This window comes from Lysinibacillus sp. VIII_CA, from assembly GCF_049943995.1.
In the GTDB taxonomy this organism is placed as follows: Bacteria; Bacillota; Bacilli; order Bacillales_A; family Planococcaceae; genus Lysinibacillus; species Lysinibacillus pinottii.
The window spans coordinates 35,552-57,520 of sequence record NZ_JBNFXM010000004.1; the positions used below are offsets into that span (position 1 = coordinate 35,552).

Here is a 21,969-nt window from a genome sequence, read left to right on the forward strand (position 1 = left end):
GTAATTACTTTTGGAGCTCTTATTTTTTACTTCGTTCATCATTTTATACCGTTAATTAGGAGGGTTTTCTGTGAAAAATGTGTATGTAATGCTTGGACTTCTGTTTGCCGTGCCATTACATATTCCAGAGATAGTTTTGGCACAGCAAGAAACACCTGCCTATGCGAAGTGGGGAAAGCTAGCGGTAGAAGAAGTGAAGGGGAAGTATCCCCATGCAAAGATTGTGGACTATTTACATGAGGGAAAGGAAGTACATGGAGCGTCAACCATTGAAAAATTTAAGCTTTGGCTGAAGCAACCTGACAAAGAATTTGGAGTTCATGTACGAATTAGCTACCTTACATCGACGCAAGAAGTAGAGAAAATTGAATTACAGGAAAGCCAGTCATAAAAAAGAGGATGCCTATGCTTAGGCATCCTTAATGCTCATCCCTCTAGTTTTTTAATAAATTCACGCATTAGCCCTGGTAAATCTGGCCAAGCATGACCGCTTACTAAGTTGCCATCTGTGTGAAGATTGGCATCTATATAGGTGGCCCCAGCTACTTGAACTTCTGGTTTGCAAGCAATGTAGGCTGTAAGTTCGCGTCCTTTTAGTACTTCGGGGATGGTTGCGAATATTTGTGCTGCATGACAAACAGCGGCAATCGGTTTATTGGTTTCAAAAAAATGACTCACAATGGTCGGTACATATTCATTTAAACGGATATATTCTGGCGCCCTTCCCCCTGGAATCATTAAACCATCAAATTGTGATGGATCAATATCTGCAAAAGAAGCATGTGCCTCTAAGCCATAGGCAGGACGCTCAATATATGTGTCGACGCCCTCTAGAAAATCATGTAATACTGTCTGTAATTTCTTTGCGGATGGTGCTGCGATTGTGACATCAAAACCTGCCTCAAGACAACGATAATAAGGATAAAAAATTTCTAAAGCTTCTACTGCATCTCCTGCAAGTATTAAAACCTTTCTCCCCATGATTCCATCTCCTTTTCCTTGTGATCTCCTTGCTTAATTCGACATATGCAAAAAATTCCCTGCAAAGATAGAATGACCTTTGCCAAATTAGTTGCTTTACAAAGGAAAAAATGAAGCGTATAGTTTATTTAGCTAGGTAAATATTTTTTAGGAGGAAGACCATATGAATCCGATATTCCATGCTTTATTTCAAAAAAGTCGGTACTTAACGAACTGCTTAAATGAAGTGTTGAAGCAGCATCAATTATATAGCTCCCAATGGACCATTTTATATTGCTTACATAAAAACGGGCCTATGACCTTAACGCAAATATGGAAATATTTAAATGTAGAGGCACCAAGCATTACAAGAGCTATCACACGATTAGAGACATTGGGCTGGGTCGAACGATTAGACGGGGAAGATAAGCGTGAAAAAATTGTAACCTTAACTGCACAAGCCAATGACCGCTTACCAGCCATTACAGAAACAATTTTAGCTTTTGAGGAAGAAATGGTAGGATCACTTACTGCTGAGGAGCAGCAGCAGTTTATGATTTTACTGGAAAAAATGAAAGGTTGATTAACTTGCAGCAAGGGGAGAATACACAAATATGGACAAAGCGATTTATTAGTCTCTTTTTAACAAATATATCTGTCTTTTTTGTTTTTTATGGGCTAGTAACGACTTTGCCGCTTTATGCCATCGGTGAACTACACCAAACAGATAAGGAAGCCGGCTTGTTATTGTCAGGTTTTTTACTATCAGCGATAATTGTACGTCCGTTTTCAGGGAAATTATTAGATGTGTTTGGGAAGAAAAAATTGCTAGTGCTATCCATAGCCGGCTATTTTGCTTGTACTGTCTTATATTTATTTATTCATCCATTTGGACTTTTACTGGGTCTTCGTTTTATTCAGGGGATCTTCTTTAGTATCATTACAACAGCCGCAGGATCATTAGCTGCAGATATTGTACCAGCCAAGCGAAAAGGGGCAGGTTTAGGTTATTTCACGATGTCTACAAATCTAGCGGTTGTCATTGGGCCATTTATTGGTCTATTATTAATTCAATATAGCACTTTTAACGTGTTATTTATTGTCATGAGTTTTTGTATACTAGCTGGAGGCATTTTAGCATTAACGGTTCATACTGACGATTTACCGCAGCCAGCACATAAAGGGAAATTAACGTTCACCTTCCATGATTTATTTGAGCGAAAGGCATTGCCCGTTGCAGCAATTGCTAGTTTAGTAGCTTTTTCGTATGCTAGTGTTTTATCATTTTTATCGGTCTATGCACAGCAAAAAGGTTTAATGGCGGTTGCCAGTCTTTTTTATGCCGTGTTTGCAGCAGCTATGTTAATTACACGTCCATATACAGGAAAACTTTATGATACAAAGGGGCCTCAATTTGTTATTATTCCAGGTATTATCTCTTTTGCTATCGGACTTATCATGCTAGCCTTCGTTGAAGGACCCATGTTATTTTTAAGTGCAGCTATTTTTGTAGGCTTTGGCTACGGAGCAGTGACAACGAGCTTACAAGCATTAGCGGTTCAATCAACAGCCATCCAACGAAGCGGCTACGCAACAGCAACCTATTTCACGATGTTTGACCTTGGGATTGCTCTAGGCTCTTATATTTTAGGAATGGTGGCCGTACAGGCAGGATATGCTTCTGTCTACTTATCAGGGGCCGGTTTACTAGGAGTGGTCTTTATTATTTATCTCCTACGTCTTGCCAAGATGAAGCCGAAAAAAGTAGTGAATATATAGTAAAACAGTTGGGATGACCCCAACTGTTTTTTACTTTTATATGCGGCCATAGCCAACGAAATATTTTTACCAATAGGTGTTCTTAATATTAGCAATAGAAACGCCTTCATTACTAGCATTAATCAGTTGATTATAGCCAATATAGATGCCGGCATGAGAAATTCCTGCTTTCTATGTATGAGCAAAAAACACTATATCTCTTGATGCGTGCTTACTTTTTTAGCTGATTGATAAAATCCAGCTACCGTTTTACGTGGTGTTGACTTACCAGCTCCGACAAAATAACAAGGCGGAAACTTTTTAGAATGGGATTAACATGGTTCTTTTTCTGATGATTTAGGGCGATATGAAGGAAGACAGACAATGACCTACAAAGGTTTGAGAGAATCACTAATTGGATGTAACGAGGAAAAGATTTAATAAGAAGATATAAAACAAATAACCAGATACTCATAGGAGTACCTGGTTTGATTTTATTCCAATCCTAATTGAGTTTTGTTCATTAATTTTCCACCTTGGAACATTAATGAGGCATTGCCACCTAATTCCCTACCAGGTTCGTTTTCCTTAATCTGATAGTTATTTTTTACAATCCATTTTGCTAAATCTACACAGGCTGTACTAGCAAAATTAGCATCCGAGCGAAACGTCATGGTGGCCATCATTGGCTCAGGTGGAAGAGTTCGTAATTGAAATGTATCTGGAAACAATGGAAGCTCCTGGCTTAAAAAATAACCGACTTCAAATTCGAATTCATCTTCTTTATCCTCTATTTCTTTCCATAAAACGACCTGAGGACTTTGAGCCAATTGGCGAATTTCTTTTGATAATATTCGATTAAATGTACGAAATAGGTCTGGAATGTCTTCTTCTTTCCCATGCGCCTTCAAAGAAAGGAACTGCTGGGCATTTTCAGCTTTGATTCTGATTTCTTGTATGGTTTCCACTTGCCCCTCACTTTCTAAAAGCTGCATACGTTCCTCAATTCGAGCAAGCTTGGCTTGTTCCATATCGATAATGCCTTGAATTTCATTTTTTTTCAGCTTAAACATTCCTTGAATATCCTTTAATGTAATATCTTCATGGACCAAATGAATGATTTGTGGCAAAGTGAATCCTAATTCCTTATAAATAAAAATTTGGTTGATTTCAAGGAGCTGGTCTGCCGAATAGTAACGATAGCCAGTTTCGTGATCCACCTTTCTTGGCTTTAATAGGCCGATTTGATCATAGTAGCGCAATGTTTTTAAGGATACTTTGCTTAGCCTAGAAAACACACTAATTTTAAACAAAATATCACCTCCAATCTCTATCATAATGGAAGTATATAGTTTCCCGTGCAGGGGAAAGTCAAGAGTAAAGTGGTTTTTATTCAAGCAGGAGCATTTTCAGGTTTTTATCAATAAATTCAGAATCTGGCTCATGCTGTCCAATCCCTGCACAATGTCCCCACTTCGATTCAATAGGGAGGAAGCGCGCATTTGGCATATGTAGTGCATCATAATTATTGTCCTCTGGAGGAAAGAAAAGATCAGTACTTCCTGGCATGACCAATGCACGAGCTGTAATCTTGCTTAATGCAAGCTCGAAATCACCATCATACGTCGAATTGGCACTAATATTTCCAGTAATGCCGGTACGTAGCATGGAGATTAAATCATTGGCGTCAAAGCTTAAAAACACTTGATCCCAGTAATCCACGAGGTATTCCTCCAGCGTTTCATAGCCTTCTTGCTGATAGAGCTGTTCTAAATAATAAGCCTGTGAGAATCCCCAAGCTGCATAGACGCGTCCCATGGCAGCCAATCCCTCTTTAGGTTGCTCGGTGTAAAAACCATTTTTCCAGTTAGAATCAGCTTGAAGGGCAGCAATCATTCCTTCAAATACAACCTTGGCATGGGGTCTGGTCATGGCAGTCCCTCCGAATGGAGCGATTCGTTCGACCATCTCAGGGTAACTTGCTCCCCATTGAAAGGTTTGTACAGCCCCTAACGACCAACCAACTACGAGTGCTATTTTACTAATACCAAACTTTTGAGTAACCAATTGATGCTGTAGTCGCACATTATCATAAATTGAAATGAGTGGGAAATTTGCTTGATGATAGGGCGCTGGTGTATTGCTTGGAGAAGAGGATAATCCATTGCCAAGCATATTCGGTATGATGATAAAATACTTTTCTGGGTCCAGTGCCTTACCAGTTCCGATTAACCATTCATTATCAGTATGCAAGCCTGCAAACCATGTAGGATAAACAATGGCATTATTCTTTTCCGCATTTAGTGTCCCGTATGTTTGATAGGCAAGAACAGCATTTGGCAGTATGTCACCTGATTGTAGCTGAATGTCTCCCAGTTCATAAAGTTTATAATCTTTCATGTGAAAAACTCCTTTTTGTCATTAAAGATGGGATAGATGGTCTTTCTTGTCATTACTCTACGAGAATGCTATTGTGAAGTCAAAGAAACGTTTTTGAATAAAACATTCATTTTTTTTGAATCATGGGGTGAACTATACAATGGAATTGCGTCAATTAAAGACCTTTTATACACTCGCTTCAACACTCAACTTTAGCCGCGCTGCAGAGGTGCAAAACTATGTTCCATCAACGGTTACGATGCAAATGAAGGCATTGGAAGAGGAACTAGGTGTAAAGCTGGTGGACAGATTAGGAAAAAAAGTAATCTTGACTGATGCGGGTAGACGTTTTCTAGATTATGTAGTCCGTATATTGAGTGAACTTGAAGAAGCGGAGCATGCGGTTAAGCAATCTGGCGAAATGACGGGGACGTTGGTCATTAGTGCAGATGAAACGTTGTGTACGTACCGCCTGCCTGCTATACTGCGTCTGTTTCGCTTACGATATCCAGGAATTCGGCTTATTTTTAAGCCGCTGTCACATGCGAACTTGAAACAAAGTTTGCGAGAAGGGGACGCGGACATTATTTTTATGCTAGATGAGGACAAGCACGAGATTGGGTTTTGCGGAGAAAAAATGCAGGATGAGTCCTTTTATATTTTGGTAGCGCCTGATCATCCATTAGCTTCACGTACTGAATTGGACATTGAAGATTTTAATGGGGAGACCTTTTTACTGACGGAGAAAGGGTGTTCCTATCGCACATTTTTTGAGCGAAGTCTTTCTCAAAAGGGCATGGGGGGAATTACGGAATTGGAATTTAACAGTGCGGAGGCGATTAAACAATGTGCGAAAATAGGGATGGGCATCGCCATCTTGCCTGAAATGGCTGTGACAGCAGAATTGAGTAGGGGGGAACTAGTCTCGTTGCCGTGGGATATGTCGGCCACATCGTTTGCCACCCAAATGTTTTGGCATGAAGAAAAGTGGATTTCGCCTGCCATCCAAGCTTTTTTAAACTTGGCACGAGACTTTGCTTGAAGTTTAATCACAATAAACAATTTAACAATGACTCTCTCAATTTTCACAATCAATATTTTCTTTATCAATACATTAGGTTATAAAGATAATCCGTTTACAATGATTGTAGGTGTTCAATCAAATAGTAAATATAGACCTGTATCAAGTGTAGAGTTTGGATTTAAACCTGAAAACAGCATTTAGAGAAATAGCTAATCAAATAGTAACCACCGTGGAACGAGATGTAATGTGGCTAGAACCAAGATTATTCTGTAAGATAAACAAACACAAGGTCTTTAAGATTCGTTTCATTTAAAGGGTTTAATTTAGAAGTTAATGAGCTTTAAAATACGAAATTAAGTAAAGGGTGGTATTTATGTGTTAAGAAAAATAATTATTATTTCATTTGCATTGATTTTTCTATGTGTGGGATGTTCTAATGATACAAAGAAAATTATTTTAGAGATGGCTGATGAAAATGGAGATTTTAAAGAAAGTTTAGAAATCCTAGATAAAGATCAAGTCTCAATAATAAATAAAATTCTTACTAAAGTTAAATGGAAAGAAAAAAGTGAAGAGTCATTTGGACTATTAAAGTTTAGAATGTCTTTTGATTTTATAGACCCTGATAAGGAGTTGAAGTCTTCTTATTATTTAATCTATGTCAATTCAAAAGAACAAGTAACTCTGGTAGAAAATGATATGAAATATACTAAATTATCAAAAGAAGAATCAAAAGAATTACTTGAAATACTAGCAAATAAATAACTTAAAGGACAAAGATAGTGAAATTAAAAATCAATACATTTTTAATGAAGAACTTTATGAAGAACAAATGCTTTAATGAAAGAATATTGATTTTTCAAAACTAAATGTTCACAACTATTGAGAGAGTCTTAAATGACTCTCTTTTATGCAATAATATTTCCCATTAAATAAAACTAAAAGATAGATTATTTATTCAATAGCATGTTGTTCCTAAAGAGAGAAACTTTAGCTTGATAAAGAAATGAAAGGAGAGCAGCTATGTCCGCCCTACTTTTTATTTTAGGTTCTTTTGTAAAAATGCCTTAGTTCGGTCGTTTTGTGGGTTTGTAAAGAAGTTATCGGGGTGGTCAGATTCGATAATTTGTCCATCATCCATAAAGACAACCTTATTGGCTACTTCACGCGCAAAGCCCATTTCATGTGTAACGACAATCATAGTCATTTGGTCTTCAGCTAAGCTTTTCATGACCTTTAATACTTCTCCTGTCAGCTCAGGATCTAAGGCAGATGTTGGCTCGTCAAATAATAAAATTTGAGGGTTCATCATTAAAGCACGGGCAATTGCCACTCGTTGCTTTTGACCACCGGATAAATTAGCTGGATAGGCATTTGCCTTCTCGGAAAGTCCAATTTTTTTCAATAAATCTAGACAACGGCTCGAAATGGCTTCAGCTGATTCTTGTTTTAATAAGCGAGGGGCCATTTCAAGGTTTTGCTGCACTGTTAAGTGGGGGAATAGGTTAAAATGTTGAAAGACCATCCCCATTTTAGCTGTCAGGTTTTTGATTTCCTGTGGCTTGGCATACACGCCGTCCTGCACAAGATAATCACCATCTACTAAAATGCTACCACCATCAATTTCCTCTAAATGAATTAAGCTTCGGAGCATGGTACTTTTACCAGACCCAGAGGGACCGATTACCGCAATGACATCGTTCTTATCTACAGAAAATGAAATTTGTTTAAGAACCTCGACTTGATTAAAAGATTTTTTTAAGTTGGTTACTGCCATCAATGCCATATAGATCACCTCTATTCAAATTTAAAACGTTTTTCTAGCCATTTAAAGAATACGGTCAAGATCAGCGTCATGATTAAATAAATAGCACCAGCAATAAAGAAAGGTACAATCGTAAAGTCACGATTGACGGCTGTTTGCGCAAAATGTAGTAATTCTGGAACTGCTACAGCATAGAGTAGGGCTGTGTCCTTAATTAGCGTAACAGATTCATTCGATAAAGCTGGTAAGGCTACGCGGAACATTTGTGGCAAAATGACACGTGTTGTGGTTTGCCATTTTGATAAACCGAGTACTTGTGCTGCCTCATATTGTCCTTTATCGATGGCGAGTAGTCCACCACGAAAAATTTCAGCAAAGTAGGCAGCATAATTTAAAATAAAGCCAAGGCACGCGGCTACAAAACGATCCAATACTAAATATTCACCGATTACTGGCAGCATAGGTAGACCAAAGCAAATTAATAATAATTGTAGCAATAGTGGTGTACCACGCATGATATAAATATACGTATGTGCAAGCCAAGAAAGTGGTTTAATGCGACTTTTCACTGCAAGTGTCAATAAAAAGCCAAATGGAATCGATATAAGAATGGCGATGAAAAACAGGATAACGGTCATTTTCGCGCCCTCTAGCATCGGCCATATCATAGTTTGCCAGTAATCTGTCATAGTGATGTCCCTCCAAAGAGAGTAAGAGTTTCGCAGAGGAAACTCTTACAAAAAATATCCAGTCTTTATTTTAATACTTTATCCTCACCGAACCATTTTGTAGAAATATCAGCTGCTGTACCGTCTTCATTCATTTTGTCTAATGCAGCTTGCAATTTTTCCAATAATGCTTCATTCCCTGGTTTTACACCAATACCGTACTGTTCTGGAGCAAGTGATTCCTCTAATAATTTAAATGTATCAGGCTCTTGTGTCATGTAATATTCTGCTACTACAGCATCAATTACTACGGCATCAACACGTCCTGTCTTTAAGTCTGATAAAGCTAAAACGTTATCCGAGAATTCTGTAATTGTTTTTATCTCTTTGTGGATTGGGTTACCATTTAATGCGTCTGCAGCAGAAGAAAGAGATTGAATGCCTACTTCTGTGCCTGCTAAATCAGTTAATTTCACAATCTTAGAATCTGCTTTAGTCATAACCACTTGAGAGTTTTCGAGATAAGGCTTTGTAAATAATACTTTTTCCTTGCGCTCATCTGTAATGGTATAACCGTTCCAAATTAAATCAATACGTCCACTGAGTAATTCAGCCTCTTTCGTTTTCCAGTCGATTGGTTGGAATTCAGCTTCTACGCCCATATGCTCAGCTGCCGCGCGTGCTAAATCAATATCAAATCCCACGATTTCATTTTTATCATCGCGAAAGCCCATCGGTGCAAATTTATCGTCAATGCCAATAATGATTTTTTCCTGATCAGCTGAAGATGGGTCTTTCTCTGTTGATTTTTCTTTTGATGTGCCACATGCTGCTAAAACAATGACAGCTGTTAGCATCATCACTAAAGTTATTATACGTTTCATCCTTATTTCCCCCTATATAAAACTATCACTTTCGTTTGCTAAACTACTAATGTGTTAAAGGATATCACCGCGTCTAATGTATGTCAATATCGTTTTGGATTAATCAGAAAATTTTATGCGTATTAGAGCTAATTTTGTATGATCTTTGTAAGAAAATTGACTTCATAAAAAGAATGGATTGGGGGATATTAAGTATCTGAATAGAAGGGGAGAAAAGGGACTGTCCATAACAGTCCCTTGGCATGCATTGTTTAATGATTATTGTTTTGGATAGCTTTTCGTGCCAAGGCATCAGCAGCTTTGTTTTGAGAATCAGGCACCCATTTAATAAAAAATAAATCGAAGGTGTTGGAGAGCGATAATGCTTTTTCCAGAAAAGGTTTAAATTCCTCGTTTTTCACATATTCTTTTTCCATAGAGGCGACAACGATTTTAGAATCAGAGCGAACGGAAACAAGCGTAGAGCTAAGCTTTTGTGCTTCCTCAAGTCCACGGACTAAAGCAGTAAATTCAGCAATATGATTATTTGTTTCCCCGATATACTCACTAATTTGTATATGTTGGCCTTCACCTTTAATAAATATACCGATACCGCTTGGGCCAGGGTTACCTGCACTAGCAGCATCTATATAAACCTCTAACATAACATCCCTACTTTACTATTTGACTTCCATATAATTGTACAACAAGGATACGCTGTAAAACATCTATGTGCTAGTAGTGATGGACTTGAAAAAATTGCTGAAGTGGATAAACAAAATAGTTGCTTGTTCAAAATGAACGCTTCATAATAGTAGGAAGTGAATTTTGGACGTGAAAGGAGCGAGAGTTCACATGGATAAAGTGACGGTTATGAAGGATATAGACGAACTGCATGATACGTATTGCGCAGATTGCTTAGTCATTCAGCAATTACGTAAAGAACGTGGTAAACCAGGAGCTCATCGCTTCTGTATTGAAGCCTGTTCAATTGGAGAAAAGCTACAGTTTTTAGGCGAAGAGCTTTTAAAAGTTTACAGTAAATAAGGAATCGTTTGGAAAAAAGCTACATTTATTAGCAATTGCTGATAAATGTAGCTTCTTTTATAGGATTATTTTGTTTCGACATAGCTATTTAAATCTTGGTAATACTTTGTAAGTGAAGAAGCAGAAATATCAAAAGTTGCGGCAATTTCTTTTACCGTCATAGAAAGAGATTCAAAGAGCTCTTTTTCCTGCCCGTAACGGATTGCACCAGCAACAATGGCCGCTTCTTTGCGTGCAGTAGGTTGTCCTTCTATTAAATAGTCCTCTAATAGCTCAAGCATTGGAGCTGTTTCACGATCATTTTGCTCCAAGAATTCTTTTACTTGTGATAGGACTGTGCTTTCAAAATTAGTGAATTCTTCCCCTTTGTAGCCGTTGGAGACCAGTAGCTCCCAGAATGCAAGATGTTCTTCTTTTAAGAATGCTCCAACTTTTTTCTCAGATGCTTCAAAGTTTTTCTTAAACTCTTCAAATACTTTTAGATGATCCTCAGGGAAGAAAATCAATGTAGACACAGCTAAATAATGTGACAATTTCTTCGTTCCATCCGGTAAAATAAAGGCAAAGACATGCATACCTTCCGGAATTGGTTTATCATTTTCACGACGAATATAAAGCTCTTCATTTGTAAGTAAATGACTTGCTTTAAAATAATTTTCCTCAACAACAGATACCGTACCAATAAATAATGCAGGGTGAGACCAGTCATCAAGTACTTTTACTGTAGAAGGTCTTACTGCTTTTTTCTTCGTTTTCTTTAAATAACTTTTCCAAATCGATGGCTCTTGATGGAAGAAAAAGTCGTCTAAAGCGATGGCTTCAATCAGCTCACGCTGTAGCACGCTCTCTAATTTAGGTTGCCATGTGCCCACATGCTCGATATAAGCACGAACATCTTTACGCTCAGGGTATTCTAAATAAAATGTTTGTAGCACACGCTCTAATTCTTCGATTTGTACTGTTTCCACTGTTACTTGCTGTTTACCTTCACAACATTTTTTATATTTTTTGCCGCTACCGCATGGGCATGGATCATTACGTTTTACCATAATTAGAACACTTCCTTTGACAATTGTTAATCGTATATTGCTAAATAATTTGCGTACTCTTAATAATAACGGTACTTTTGTATGAAGAAAAATGATTGTCTATTTTGAAATATCTAAAAAGTGTGGAGGGACGCCCTAATTCAAGTATATGTATGCACGTTTTCACTTAGAACTAAAAAAAGAAAACGATCTGTACGTTGCAAGAACAGAACCGTTTTCTAGAACATTTATGATTGTTGGACAGCTTCAATCTCGAGTGTGAGACGTTCTAGCTCGTCTACTAAATGACCGATGTAGGCAATCGTATCTCGAAGTGGTTGATCCGTTGTAATATCTACACCTGCCATTTGTGCCAATTCCACTGGGGATTTTGTTCCACCAGCCTGCAGGACTGCTAACCATTCTTCAACGGCTGCATCACCTTCTTTTAAAATGCGCTGAGATACTTGTGTTGAAATCGTTAAGCCCGCACTATAAGTGTATGGGTAAAGGCCCATATAGTAATGAGGCTGACGCATCCACGTCAGTTCAGCACCTTCCGTAATATCCACTGCATCGCCCCAAAAATCTTCTAGTACAGAACGTTTTAACTGGTTTAAAATATTCGCGTTGACAGATTCACCAGCGTCCACCAATTCATATACTTTACGTTGGTATGCGGCTTCAAGTAAGTGCGTGACGAAGTTATGATAATACGTTTTAGAGACAATATTTGAAATGACCCATCGTTTAAAGCGCACATCTTCATTATGCGTTAATAAATAATTTGCTAACAGCATTTCATTCATCGTAGATGGTGCTTCAATAAAGTATAGGGAAGGACGACTATTAAAATAGGATTGATGAGCATGCGTATTCGCAAAATGACCTGCATGACCAAGCTCATGAATGAGGGTGAAGACTTCATTCATACGTTCATTCCATGACATTAAAATATAAGGGTGACTACCGTAAGGACTTGAACAGAATGCCCCTGTCGATTTACCTTTATTAGGTGCATAGTCAATCCATCGTTCCTTGAAGGCTCTGTCCATTAGGTGATTGTAGTCTTCACCCATAATCGCCAATGCTTTATCGACATATTCCTTCGCCTCGTCCATCGATAATTTTGGATCATAGGCAGCATCTAAAGCAATTTTTAAATCTGCAAATGTCATGTGCTCAATACCATTCGCTTTTTGAATTAATTTTGCATATCGACGCATATGGGGGGCAAGTTCTTTAGAAATCAAATCGATTTGGCGATTATAAAGGGAGCGATCGACATCTTGATCGAATAGTAAATAATCAAAGATGGAATCAAATCCTCGAAGATCAGCCATGGTTTTTTCTTGTTGAATATGAGTGTTGTAAACTTGTGCAGTTGTATGTTGATAATCGCTCAACTTGCTGGAAAAAGCTTTAAAGGCAGCACGGCGAACTTCTGTATTGGCTTCAAACTCCCAATCATTTTCATAAAGGACAAAGCTTAATGGATGCTTTTCACCATTTGCTTCAAATTCGCCAAAATTCATATCCACTAATTTTGTCGTATTATACGTTTCGTAAGGTGCATCAAAAGTAGAACTAAAGGCAGCAAGCGCTTTTTCAACTTCTGGATGTAACTGGTGAGGTTTTCGTTTTAATAATTCCTCTAAATAATGTTTGTAAAGAGGGCTTAATGTTGCCGCTTCTTGTAATACTGCTTCATCCAAAGCAAGTAATTCACTTCTTACGAATGATAGGGCGCTACTTATTTTACCGATAGCTGTACTAAATTTTGCAGCACGCATTTGGGCTACATCATCCGTGCGATCTGCTTGTAGGTTTAAGCTCGCATACGTACCAATTGGAACGATACTTTTTTGCAAGTTTTCGAAAGCTGTTAATACATCAATCACTTTTTGCGCATCTGTAATGGTACCTTTATACGTTTGTTCGAAGCTAATTGCTTCTTCAACAAGCTGTGCTAAAGTAGGTTCAAAATCTGCATCATTTTTTAATAAATCAGTTAAATCCCATGTTTCTTCTACTGCAACATCTTTTCTTAATGGTAAAACTTCCATTTATAAACACCCCTTTACATGTAAGTGATTTCATTATAACGAAACTATTTCGGAAAGTGAAATAATTTAATAGAATAGTAGAAATATTCTTAAAGAAAAGTGTTTGGTTTTTTCATTCAATTGTATGGGGTATGTTTGAAATACTGTTAGTCGGGAACAATGTGTGTATAGCCAACATTATTTGCAACACATATTAAAGGCTAGAACAATTGATACATTGGAGGAGAACTTATTATGACACAAAACTTAAACAAACAATTAAATAAGCTAGTAGCAACATGGTCTGTGCTTTATACAAAGCTGCACAATTATCATTGGTATGTCACAGGGCATGCATTCTTTACACTACATGCAAAATTTGAAGAATTGTATAATGAAACAACGTTAAATTTAGATGAAATTGCAGAACGTATTCTTTCAAAGGATGGCAAGCCTGTGGCGACATTAAAAGAGCATCTAGAGCTTTCCTATGTAGAGGAAGCAACAGGAAATGAGACGACGGAGGAAATGGTAGCAACGACAATTTCGGATTTCCAAAAGCTCATGAAAGCTCTAAATTCTACTATGGCACTGGCAGCAGAGGAAGGGGACGATCGTACAGAGGATTTACTGAATGCGATGTACCAATCTCTTGAAAAGCATACATGGATGTTAAAAGCCTTCTTAGACAAATAAACGGATTAATAGCATTCCCATACTATGTGGGGATGCTTTTTTTGTAGGGTTTCTTTCCCTATATGACAAAAAGAGAACTTGTATAAAAGCAGAGTAACAATTATTACAGTTTGGTAACGATGCGACAAAAGGAGTTTGTTTCCTAATCATCAGGGTAATTATTTAGTAAGCCATACAAATAGGAGGAATTGAACATGAACATGAATATGATGAATGAACAAAATCCAAAAATTGAGGTGGCCCATACAAGGGATGAAATGCTTCATATTTTAGAAACTATGCGAACGGAAGGTTTCCATAAAGAGGATATCCATATTATTGCGAAAGATTCCCAGCAGTTGGAGGATGTGAAATGGGATGATGATGTCCACACACATGAGGCTGGTAACTGGGTGGACCAATTTAAATCTTGGTTTACAGGTGATTCAGCTGTAACAGAAGGCTTAAAACGCTTTAATCTTTCCGAAGGGCAAATAGCTTACTATGCTCATCTTGTAGAGCAGGGGAGTATCGTATTATTTGCAGAACGTGATGATGATTATGATACGCTACAATCACAACACCCGGAAACAGCTGCTGAGCAGGAAGAACGTTTAAGACAAGAGCGCATGAATGAGGCTGAGCAACTTAGAAGATTTTTATAAAGGGAAAACAGAGTGATCTACTCTGTAAGATTAAGTACATGTAATTGTACATTAATACTTATTTAATAGTATTTTATTTATAATGTTACACATTAAATAAAAAAGCACATTACTAAAAACAAATTTTAGTGATGTGCTTTTTATTTTTATTAACTCTTATTTACAATTACTAAGAAAAATATTAAAGAAGAAAAAGAACATACGTTCTCGATGGAGGAGAATAATTTTATTGGTTTGAGTATTGTCCAAGCATGTTAGAAGTAAATATCAGTTACAAAAATTTACTTTTCAACACCCTATGTAGATGGAGTACTTTATGTAGAAGTTGATGGGAACGAAGGGGGGCGACTCCTGCGGGAAAAGCGGGAAAGTCGAGAATCCTGGACTGAGCGAAGCGAGGGAAGCAGCTCGACCCCGCCCGCGGAAAGCGTCCGCCCGTAGTGAAAATCAACGGCTTTACTTTATTTCATTGTAAAAGAAAAAAGACTGTAGGCAAACTCTCAAATTTTTTGAGTTTGTCTACAGTCTGAGAAGAGTGATCATTGTGGAACACTCTGTTTTTTAATGAATGACTTTTTCTGGAGCATCCTTTTTAATAAAGCGTAATACATGGAAATGCTCTAATTGGGCAAATAAATTACCAATTAAAATAAAGCTACCACCAATAACTAGTTTCATTGTCAATCCTTCACCGATGAACATCATCGCAAACATTGCTGCAAATATAGGTTCTAAGGAAAAAATAAGACCTGTATGTGTAGCAGAAGTATACTGTTGTGCAACAGTTTGGCCAACGAAACAAAACGCACTACAAATGATGCCAAGTCCTAAAATAGCCATCCAGGATGTCGTATTATTCGGTAAAGCTGGTGTTTCAAATAATAAGGTTAAGATCAGGGCATAAATACCCGCAAAGCCTAATTGGTAAATGCCGTACGAAATGGACTCCACATTCCGTGTAAATGAACTGTTTAAAAGTAAATAAATAGAATAACATAGCGCAGCGATTGCGACTAACAAATCTCCTTTATGGAAGGAGAAAGAGCCTTGCGCCGTTAACACTGTAATACCTATCATGGTACAAATAATCGCAAAGCTCACGGCTCTGGAAGGTAATTTTTTATCAATGAAGCTACTGAAAATCGGCACTAGTACAACAGTTAGGCTTAAAATAAAGCCTGCATTTGAAACGGAAGTGGATTGTAATCCAAATAAGCTTAATGCGAACACAATGAATAATAAAAATCCTTGGATAGCTGCATATTTTAAAGTCTTACCATCTACTTTTATCATCCGTTTATAAAAAATAAGCCCAGCTACTATAAATGCGATGATACAACGTAAAGCCACCACATTATAAACAGCCAATGTTTCAAGCCCCATGACCATAAAGGTATAAGATAGTCCCCAAAACATTGTGACAATAACCATCAATACATTTGCTTTTCCTTGGATACTCAATATGTTCACCTACCATCTGTGTACTAAAACAGTTTGTATACTAAAAATTACTATATATGTTGTATTGAGATTAGTAAAACGAATGTTTATAATGATTAGGATTAAAAAAATTCATGTATGTAGAGGGAATGCCGATGAGCTTAGTAAAATATGAGATTTTAACAAAGGTAGCAGAAGTCGCAAGCTTTACAAAAGCAGCAGATGCACTAGGATTAACTCAGTCTGCTGTCAGTCATGCCGTATCAAGTTTAGAAAAAGAATTTGGGTTTGCCTTAATACATCGAAGTAGAGCCGGTGTCACCCTAACGAGTGAGGGGCAAACAATGCTAAGGGCAATGCGTCAGGTTTTAGACGCACAGGAATTATTGCAACAAGAGGCAGCTCATATTCATGGAGTGACAAGAGGAAACGTCCGTATTGGCGTTATTTCAAGTATATCTTCTAATTGGATGCCAGAAATTATTAGGATTATGGACAATCAGTTTCCTGGAATACAGGTGGAATTACGCGAGGGAGATTATTACGAAATTGAACAATGGTTACTTAGTGGGGAAATTGAGGCAGGATTTTTAAATGGTCAAAAATCTGAGCAATATCAATATACAGAATTACAGCAGGATCCCTTATTATGTATCGTTTCAGATAAAAGCCCACTATTTAATAAGTCAGAGATAGATATTGTTGATTTGGAAGATATGCCTTTTATTATGACTTCCTATAAAGGGACCAATGATGTCAAAGTGTTGTTGGAACAATATCATGTGAAGCCAAATATTCGCTTTGAACTTTCAGAGGAGGTAGGTATTGTTTCTATGATTTCTCATCAACTAGGAATCAGTATTTTACCACAATTGGTCATTCAAAATTTGCCGCCTACATTAAAAGCAATTCCACTAAAGCAAGGTGCCTACCGTACAATCGGAATTGCCATGAAGCATAATGCATCACCTGTAACGAAGAAATTTGCGGAGATTTTAAGTGCATGGCTGATGGAACAAAAAAGTGCAGTCTGATGGAATCTATTGAAGCCTATCCGTGCATTACGGTAAAATAGTAGGTGTATATATTTTAGAAAATAGGTGAGTGGATGGGGACATTACAAGGTAAAACCGTACTCATTACAAGTGGGGGAACACTTGAAAAATGGGATCGTGTACGAGGGCACACGAATTTATCAAAAGGGACAATGGGCTGTTATTTAGCGGAGGCGGCACTCGCTGCTGGTGCTAATGTAGTATATATGCATGGCTATTTTGCACAGCTTCCAGTGAATCACGATCAAATGAAATTGATTAAATTTGAGGGCATTGACGATTTAGGAGAAAAAGTTCGTCATGCTGTCCAACAAGAACATGTTGATATTGTGATTATGGCTGCTGCTGGCTCCGATTGGGTCATTGATAAAGTGTATGATCAATCAGGCAACTTGATGGAGGAAGCAGGGAAAATGCCTTCCGATGAGCCACCTATTATTCATTTTAAAAAGGCGCCGAAAGTCTTAGGACAAATCAAGGGCTGGCAACCAAATGTGACGTTAGTAGGGTTTAAGCTAGAAGCAACCAATGACGAGGAGTTTTTGTTAGCACGTGCACGACTGCGAATGGAAACAGCCCATGCTCAATTAATGGTAGCCAATAGCTCTCAATCTTTATATGGCGGGGACGAGCCCCATTGGATTGTACCTGCTGATGGACAGCCAACTAAAGTAATGGGCAAGCAAAAAACAGCCGAAGCTTTAATGCTGTATTTGCAAAATCAATAAATATGAACTGTGTAGAGAAATATTTCTACACAGTTTTTTCTTGTTTAAAAGCGGAGTATCATTTATTATTTACTTAACGGTCGGTAAAAAAAGGAGGATTATGATGGGTAATAAAGAACAAACTTTTCAAAAAATCATAGATGTGGCTTATGTGATGTTTGCAACTAAAGGGTTTGAAAAAACAAGTTTAGCAATGATTGCTGCAGAGGTCGGTATATCAAAACCAGCCATCTACTATTATTTTCAATCAAAGGATCAATTAATTGCTTACTTATTTGATGCACTGTATAAAGAAATTCAACAGGATATCGCTGTGAATTATAAGGAGCTTTCTCATACGAATTTCAAGGAGAAATTACTCGAGCTAGGCTATAAGTCTATTGAAGCGCAGGGGAAGGATCCTTATTTTAATAAAATATTTAATCAATATGTACTATTAGCAGCTCGCGATGAAAACTATAAGAAACAATTAGTGGAGCTAGAAACTAGCTTTTTAACAAGCTTTGTTGAAGTCCTACGATATGGCGTGAAGCTAGGGGTGCTAGAGGATACTCCCCATATAGAAGCAAAGGCACAGATGCTAGCCCTGGTTTATGATAATATCGGTAATTTCATGTTAACAGGCAACCAATTGAACTATAGAGCTATTTGGAAGGAGGCAGTACATAGCGTTATCCAAGGGGACAAAAATGATCAATAACAATCGGCGCATTGAAGGTCTTGATTTTGCAAGAGCTCTCGCCATGCTAGGGATGTTCATTGTAAATTTTGGAGTCATAACAGGTTCTACAACGAATGGTTCAGCATGGATGATTACCTTACAAAATCTTTTCGAGGGGCGTGCTTCCGCCGTATTTGTCATGTTAGCAGGAATAGGGATAGCTTTAATGACTCGTCAGGCTAGAGAGACTAAGGACCCACTGCTTCTTCGTCAGAATCGACTTACTTTATGGAAAAGGTCGTTTTTGTTATTTACGATTGGGCTAATATTATATGTGATCGGCTGGACAGGAGATATATTACATTATTATGGCGTGTATATGTTTGTGGCCGCATGTCTGATTGCGCAATCCAAGAAAATGATGATCTTCATCATAGGTGCTATCCTCATCCTTTCACAATGGCTTCAAATTCAATTTAATTACCTTGCTGGTTGGCATCCAACATATGTCTTACTAGAGTATCTTGATTTTTGGACACCAGCAGGATTTATAAGAAATTTGATGTTTAATGGCTATCACCCACTATTCCCCTGGATTTGCTTCTTTCTGATGGGTATGTTAATCGGCACATTAGATTTAACAAATCGTACTATAAGAAAAATCTTACTAGTGACAGGTTTATTGCTAGTCATATTGACTGAGACTTTTTCAATATTATTTATTAAGATAACAACAACCATCCATTTATTAGATGTAGAGAGTGCATTGTATTTATTTGATACGGGACCGATTCCACCAAATATAATGTATGTCCTATCTAATTCGGCTTCGGCTATTGTCCTCATTGTGGGCTCCATCTATCTTGTAGAGACATGTAAAAATAAAGTCATTGAAGCTTTCATCTTAACCGGGCAAATGTCTTTAACCCATTATGTTGGCCATGTTTTTATAGGGATTGGGATACTAATTGTTTGTCAAAAGCTGGAGAATCAAACGCTTGCTTTTTCCATGCTGTATGCCTGCTGTTACTTTTTAGGATGTGTGTTTGCTTCTGTTTGGTGGAGAGCTAAACATCATCGCGGTCCACTTGAATCCTTGATGAGGAAATGGAGTTCGAAATAAATTAGTGGATAGCCATCTATTTCTTACTGATTAGGCATAAAATACTTTAGGTATAGGCAGTTTTCTAATCTAAAATACACATTACAAAGTATTCAGCTAGGTTTTCTAATATTTTATATTGACAATCGTATAACAGAATTATAGAATTATTTTCAAGAAACGCAGTACTCTTATCGAGAGAGGTGGAGGGACCTGGCCCAATGAAGCCTCGGCAACCGGAAAAATAGGTGCCAAATCCAACAGATGTATCTGAGAGATAGGAGGGGCTATCAATTAGCTTGATGCATTGGCCTCTTTTGTACAACAAGAATCAGAAAGAAGGGGTGTATCGTATGGCTCAGTCGACAAAGGTAGAAGATAAGAAATTAGAGGCTATTGCAAAGGCCATTCAAAATCTTGAATTTGGTGAAGTGCATATTACGATTCAGGATGGTGTAATTGTTCAAATTAATAGGCTTGAAAAGCAGAGATTTCCACAAAAGAAATAAAGATCATTTCAGATGAACGATGTGAAAAGGCCACCAATAAGCATGGTTTCCGTTGCTTACAAGTGGCCCTTTTTTTATGAGAATTAGCTATAAAAGCTTTTTGGAATCTGACCGATATGACGGCGATGGTAGAGAAGCGGTTCCTTTTGAGAATTTGTAATATCTAGTACTTGCCCAATAAAAATAGTATGATCGCCAGCATCTATCTGTTGAAATGATTTACATTGTAAAATAGCTGCTGTATCATGTAAAATCGGTAGCCCAAATGATGAAGTAGACCATTTTGCCTGAGCAAAGCGATCTGGGACTTTACTTGCAAATAATGTACATAAATGCTCTTGATCACTCGCTAAAATATTAACAGCGAATTTTCCAGCACCCATAAAATAAGGATGGAGCTGAGATTTTTTATCCAGTGACCATAAAATAAGTAGTGGGTCAATGGAAACAGATGCAAAAGAATTGACGGTTAAGCCAATTGGATTCGTTTCATGACATGCTGTAACAACCGTTACACCTGTAGGATAGTTACCTAATGCCAATTTAAAAGCAGCTACATGATCTGTCATTCAAATCACCTCTTTATAGTGAGTAATAAATTAGTTAACGGAGTTAGTAGGGAAATTGGACTTTTTTTTTATACCAGCTAGTAACTCCTTTTCTTAAGTAAATATTAAATCAAATACACATCTAGGTAAAGCTAATGGGGGAAAGAAAGGGGAATTGCCATGACTTTATATTTTGATCATCTGGTACATCAAGTAGAATCTCCGGAAAATATAAAGGTTTTCTTCAATAAACGAAATGTCCATACAGTGAACGGTGGTCAACACACGATGTGGGGGACTTACAATACGCTAAGCTACTTTGGCTTAAGCTATATTGAACAAATCGCTATTTATGATCGTGATTTATTTGAGCAAGCGGCCCTGTACCCATATTCCCTACATTATACGTTTAAACGTAATCATGAGCGCCAAGGATTTTCACGAATTGCCTTGCGCACCCAAAATATTGAAGAAGAGGGTCAACGATTGCGTGCATTGGGCTTTGATGTATATGGTCCCGATGCTTGTAGTCGAACAAGACCAGATGGCACGATAATCGAATGGAAGCTATTGCATTTTGGCAGGGCTGACCTTGCATTGGATTTCCCATTCTTAATTGAATGGGCAGATGAAGATGAGAAACGTCTTGCTCAATTAAAAGCTAGTGGCGCGATTGATGAAACGCAAGCTATTACCATGGAATCGATTCAGTTTTATGTCAGGGATGTGGAGAAGACGGTGCAGCTTTGGCAGAAGGTATTACAGCTACCCAAGTTTGTGCAGCATGAGCAGTTTGTGTCTCTACAGCTACCGAATATGCGCTTGGATTTTTATGAGGAAGCCGCAGCATCTAGCATGACGCTCGGGCATTTAAAAGAAGGGCCTATCGGTGTAACATTGAACGATCCACACAGAACCAAGGAAACATTAGTTTGTCCAGGTGCTTTTTATTGGATTAATAGATAAATTAAAAATCCACTTCAATCGTTGAAGTGGATTTTTATGTGTAAACATGTCAAAAAGCGGATTGAACTATTTTTAAATATTTC

The 21,969-nt window shown here is 37.7% G+C and carries 26 protein-coding genes and 1 riboswitch; of the genes, 14 read left to right on the plus strand and 12 right to left on the minus strand.

All coding sequences use genetic code 11. The features are described from left to right. Positions 1 to 70 precede the first annotated feature (70 nt). Positions 71 to 391, plus strand: a complete 321-nt coding sequence (locus ACP3VS_RS07450) for a DUF3889 domain-containing protein (RefSeq protein WP_031419511.1) — start codon at positions 71 to 73, stop codon at positions 389 to 391. 35 nt (positions 392 to 426) lie between these two features. Here ACP3VS_RS07450 and ACP3VS_RS07455 read toward each other — a convergent pair whose 3' ends face one another. Continuing rightward, positions 427 to 981 carry a DJ-1/PfpI family protein gene (locus ACP3VS_RS07455; protein ID WP_426388501.1) on the minus strand — a complete coding sequence of 185 codons (555 nt, stop codon included), beginning with the start codon at positions 979 to 981 and terminating at the stop codon, positions 427 to 429. 163 nt (positions 982 to 1,144) lie between these two features. Between ACP3VS_RS07455 and ACP3VS_RS07460 the strand changes: the two genes are divergently transcribed. Together ACP3VS_RS07460 and ACP3VS_RS07465 are read left to right on the plus strand one after the other, a co-directional pair. Then, positions 1,145 to 1,543 (plus strand): MarR family winged helix-turn-helix transcriptional regulator, encoded by a 399-nt coding sequence (locus ACP3VS_RS07460; protein ID WP_012293828.1) that lies wholly within the window; start codon positions 1,145 to 1,147, stop codon positions 1,541 to 1,543. 5 nt (positions 1,544 to 1,548) lie between these two features. Continuing rightward, positions 1,549 to 2,739 carry an MFS transporter gene (locus ACP3VS_RS07465; RefSeq protein WP_373561634.1) on the plus strand — a complete coding sequence of 397 codons (1,191 nt, stop codon included), beginning with the start codon at positions 1,549 to 1,551 and terminating at the stop codon, positions 2,737 to 2,739. A gap of 66 nt (positions 2,740 to 2,805) precedes the next feature. Here the strand turns inward: ACP3VS_RS07465 and ACP3VS_RS07470 are convergent, their stop codons facing one another. From ACP3VS_RS07470 to ACP3VS_RS07480, 3 genes are all read right to left on the minus strand, one after another. Beyond that, positions 2,806 to 2,901, minus strand: coding sequence for an NlpC/P60 family protein (locus ACP3VS_RS07470; protein ID WP_268890066.1), 96 nt, complete (start codon positions 2,899 to 2,901; stop codon positions 2,806 to 2,808). A 311-nt stretch (positions 2,902 to 3,212) separates the two neighbouring features. Further along, the gene (locus ACP3VS_RS07475; RefSeq protein WP_426388502.1) at positions 3,213 to 4,031 is read right to left on the minus strand and encodes a MerR family transcriptional regulator; all 819 of its coding nucleotides are present in this window, start codon (positions 4,029 to 4,031) and stop codon (positions 3,213 to 3,215) included. A gap of 76 nt (positions 4,032 to 4,107) precedes the next feature. After that, entirely contained in the window at positions 4,108 to 5,118 is a 1,011-nt protein-coding gene (locus ACP3VS_RS07480) for an alpha/beta fold hydrolase (RefSeq protein ID WP_012293832.1), read from the minus strand. Positions 5,119 to 5,257: 139 nt separating this feature from the next. Here ACP3VS_RS07480 and ACP3VS_RS07485 point away from each other — a divergent pair, with 139 nt between their 5' ends. Continuing rightward, complete coding sequence (locus tag ACP3VS_RS07485) at positions 5,258 to 6,139, plus strand: LysR family transcriptional regulator (protein WP_031419520.1); 882 nt, start codon at positions 5,258 to 5,260, stop codon at positions 6,137 to 6,139. A gap of 357 nt (positions 6,140 to 6,496) precedes the next feature. Beyond that, on the plus strand, positions 6,497 to 6,886 hold the full coding sequence (locus tag ACP3VS_RS07490) for a hypothetical protein (protein ID WP_036167837.1): 390 nt from the start codon (positions 6,497 to 6,499) through the stop codon (positions 6,884 to 6,886). 274 nt (positions 6,887 to 7,160) lie between these two features. On the opposite strand, the gene ACP3VS_RS07495 is transcribed toward ACP3VS_RS07490, so the two are convergent. The 4 genes from ACP3VS_RS07495 to ACP3VS_RS07510 all read right to left on the minus strand — a co-directional run bounded on the left by ACP3VS_RS07495 (position 7,161) and on the right by ACP3VS_RS07510 (position 10,082). Then, positions 7,161 to 7,907: an amino acid ABC transporter ATP-binding protein gene (locus tag ACP3VS_RS07495; protein ID WP_031419524.1), complete on the minus strand. Its 747-nt coding sequence runs from the start codon at positions 7,905 to 7,907 to the stop codon at positions 7,161 to 7,163. Between the two features lie 11 nt (positions 7,908 to 7,918). After that, positions 7,919 to 8,575: an amino acid ABC transporter permease gene (locus ACP3VS_RS07500; RefSeq protein ID WP_031419525.1), complete on the minus strand. Its 657-nt coding sequence runs from the start codon at positions 8,573 to 8,575 to the stop codon at positions 7,919 to 7,921. 65 nt (positions 8,576 to 8,640) lie between these two features. Next, positions 8,641 to 9,438 (minus strand): amino acid ABC transporter substrate-binding protein, encoded by a 798-nt coding sequence (locus tag ACP3VS_RS07505; protein ID WP_031419526.1) that lies wholly within the window; start codon positions 9,436 to 9,438, stop codon positions 8,641 to 8,643. 251 nt (positions 9,439 to 9,689) lie between these two features. Continuing rightward, the gene (locus tag ACP3VS_RS07510; protein ID WP_031419527.1) at positions 9,690 to 10,082 is read right to left on the minus strand and encodes a ribonuclease HI family protein; all 393 of its coding nucleotides are present in this window, start codon (positions 10,080 to 10,082) and stop codon (positions 9,690 to 9,692) included. Between the two features lie 190 nt (positions 10,083 to 10,272). Between ACP3VS_RS07510 and ACP3VS_RS07515 the strand changes: the two genes are divergently transcribed. Beyond that, positions 10,273 to 10,464, plus strand: a complete 192-nt coding sequence (locus tag ACP3VS_RS07515; protein ID WP_012293843.1) for a zinc-finger domain-containing protein — start codon at positions 10,273 to 10,275, stop codon at positions 10,462 to 10,464. A 65-nt stretch (positions 10,465 to 10,529) separates the two neighbouring features. Here ACP3VS_RS07515 and ACP3VS_RS07520 read toward each other — a convergent pair whose 3' ends face one another. Both ACP3VS_RS07520 and pepF read right to left on the minus strand, forming a co-directional pair. Beyond that, positions 10,530 to 11,513, minus strand: coding sequence for an SEC-C domain-containing protein (locus ACP3VS_RS07520; RefSeq protein ID WP_036167843.1), 984 nt, complete (start codon positions 11,511 to 11,513; stop codon positions 10,530 to 10,532). A 227-nt stretch (positions 11,514 to 11,740) separates the two neighbouring features. Next, on the minus strand, positions 11,741 to 13,558 hold the full coding sequence (gene pepF / locus ACP3VS_RS07525) for an oligoendopeptidase F (RefSeq protein WP_036167845.1): 1,818 nt from the start codon (positions 13,556 to 13,558) through the stop codon (positions 11,741 to 11,743). Positions 13,559 to 13,792: 234 nt separating this feature from the next. Here pepF and ACP3VS_RS07530 point away from each other — a divergent pair, with 234 nt between their 5' ends. Next, positions 13,793 to 14,233: a Dps family protein gene (locus tag ACP3VS_RS07530; RefSeq protein WP_012293846.1), complete on the plus strand. Its 441-nt coding sequence runs from the start codon at positions 13,793 to 13,795 to the stop codon at positions 14,231 to 14,233. Between the two features lie 194 nt (positions 14,234 to 14,427). Then, positions 14,428 to 14,877 (plus strand): general stress protein, encoded by a 450-nt coding sequence (locus tag ACP3VS_RS07535; RefSeq protein ID WP_012293847.1) that lies wholly within the window; start codon positions 14,428 to 14,430, stop codon positions 14,875 to 14,877. A gap of 561 nt (positions 14,878 to 15,438) precedes the next feature. Here ACP3VS_RS07535 and ACP3VS_RS07540 read toward each other — a convergent pair. Continuing rightward, positions 15,439 to 16,338 (minus strand): DMT family transporter, encoded by a 900-nt coding sequence (locus ACP3VS_RS07540; RefSeq protein ID WP_012293849.1) that lies wholly within the window; start codon positions 16,336 to 16,338, stop codon positions 15,439 to 15,441. Positions 16,339 to 16,472: 134 nt separating this feature from the next. Here ACP3VS_RS07540 and ACP3VS_RS07545 point away from each other — a divergent pair, with 134 nt between their 5' ends. The 5 genes from ACP3VS_RS07545 (at position 16,473) to ACP3VS_RS07565 (ending at position 20,372) form a co-directional block, all read left to right on the plus strand. After that, on the plus strand, positions 16,473 to 17,351 hold the full coding sequence (locus ACP3VS_RS07545) for a LysR family transcriptional regulator (RefSeq protein ID WP_031419531.1): 879 nt from the start codon (positions 16,473 to 16,475) through the stop codon (positions 17,349 to 17,351). A 74-nt stretch (positions 17,352 to 17,425) separates the two neighbouring features. Beyond that, positions 17,426 to 18,100, plus strand: coding sequence for a phosphopantothenoylcysteine decarboxylase (locus ACP3VS_RS07550; protein ID WP_031419532.1), 675 nt, complete (start codon positions 17,426 to 17,428; stop codon positions 18,098 to 18,100). 103 nt (positions 18,101 to 18,203) lie between these two features. Beyond that, complete coding sequence (locus tag ACP3VS_RS07555; RefSeq protein ID WP_036161264.1) at positions 18,204 to 18,800, plus strand: TetR/AcrR family transcriptional regulator; 597 nt, start codon at positions 18,204 to 18,206, stop codon at positions 18,798 to 18,800. After that, the gene (locus ACP3VS_RS07560) at positions 18,790 to 19,884 is read left to right on the plus strand and encodes a DUF418 domain-containing protein (RefSeq protein ID WP_197224935.1); all 1,095 of its coding nucleotides are present in this window, start codon (positions 18,790 to 18,792) and stop codon (positions 19,882 to 19,884) included. Before ACP3VS_RS07555 ends, ACP3VS_RS07560 begins: the two co-directional genes overlap by 11 nt. A 167-nt stretch (positions 19,885 to 20,051) precedes the next feature. Then, a riboswitch (SAM riboswitch) is annotated at positions 20,052 to 20,147 on the plus strand. A gap of 69 nt (positions 20,148 to 20,216) precedes the next feature. Continuing rightward, positions 20,217 to 20,372: a YezD family protein gene (locus ACP3VS_RS07565; protein ID WP_012293853.1), complete on the plus strand. Its 156-nt coding sequence runs from the start codon at positions 20,217 to 20,219 to the stop codon at positions 20,370 to 20,372. 83 nt (positions 20,373 to 20,455) lie between these two features. Here the strand turns inward: ACP3VS_RS07565 and ACP3VS_RS07570 are convergent, their stop codons facing one another. Next, entirely contained in the window at positions 20,456 to 20,941 is a 486-nt protein-coding gene (locus tag ACP3VS_RS07570; RefSeq protein WP_012293854.1) for a flavin reductase family protein, read from the minus strand. A 159-nt stretch (positions 20,942 to 21,100) separates the two neighbouring features. Here ACP3VS_RS07570 and ACP3VS_RS07575 point away from each other — a divergent pair, with 159 nt between their 5' ends. Next, on the plus strand, positions 21,101 to 21,886 hold the full coding sequence (locus ACP3VS_RS07575; RefSeq protein WP_036167858.1) for a VOC family protein: 786 nt from the start codon (positions 21,101 to 21,103) through the stop codon (positions 21,884 to 21,886). Positions 21,887 to 21,969: the final 83 nt, after the last annotated feature.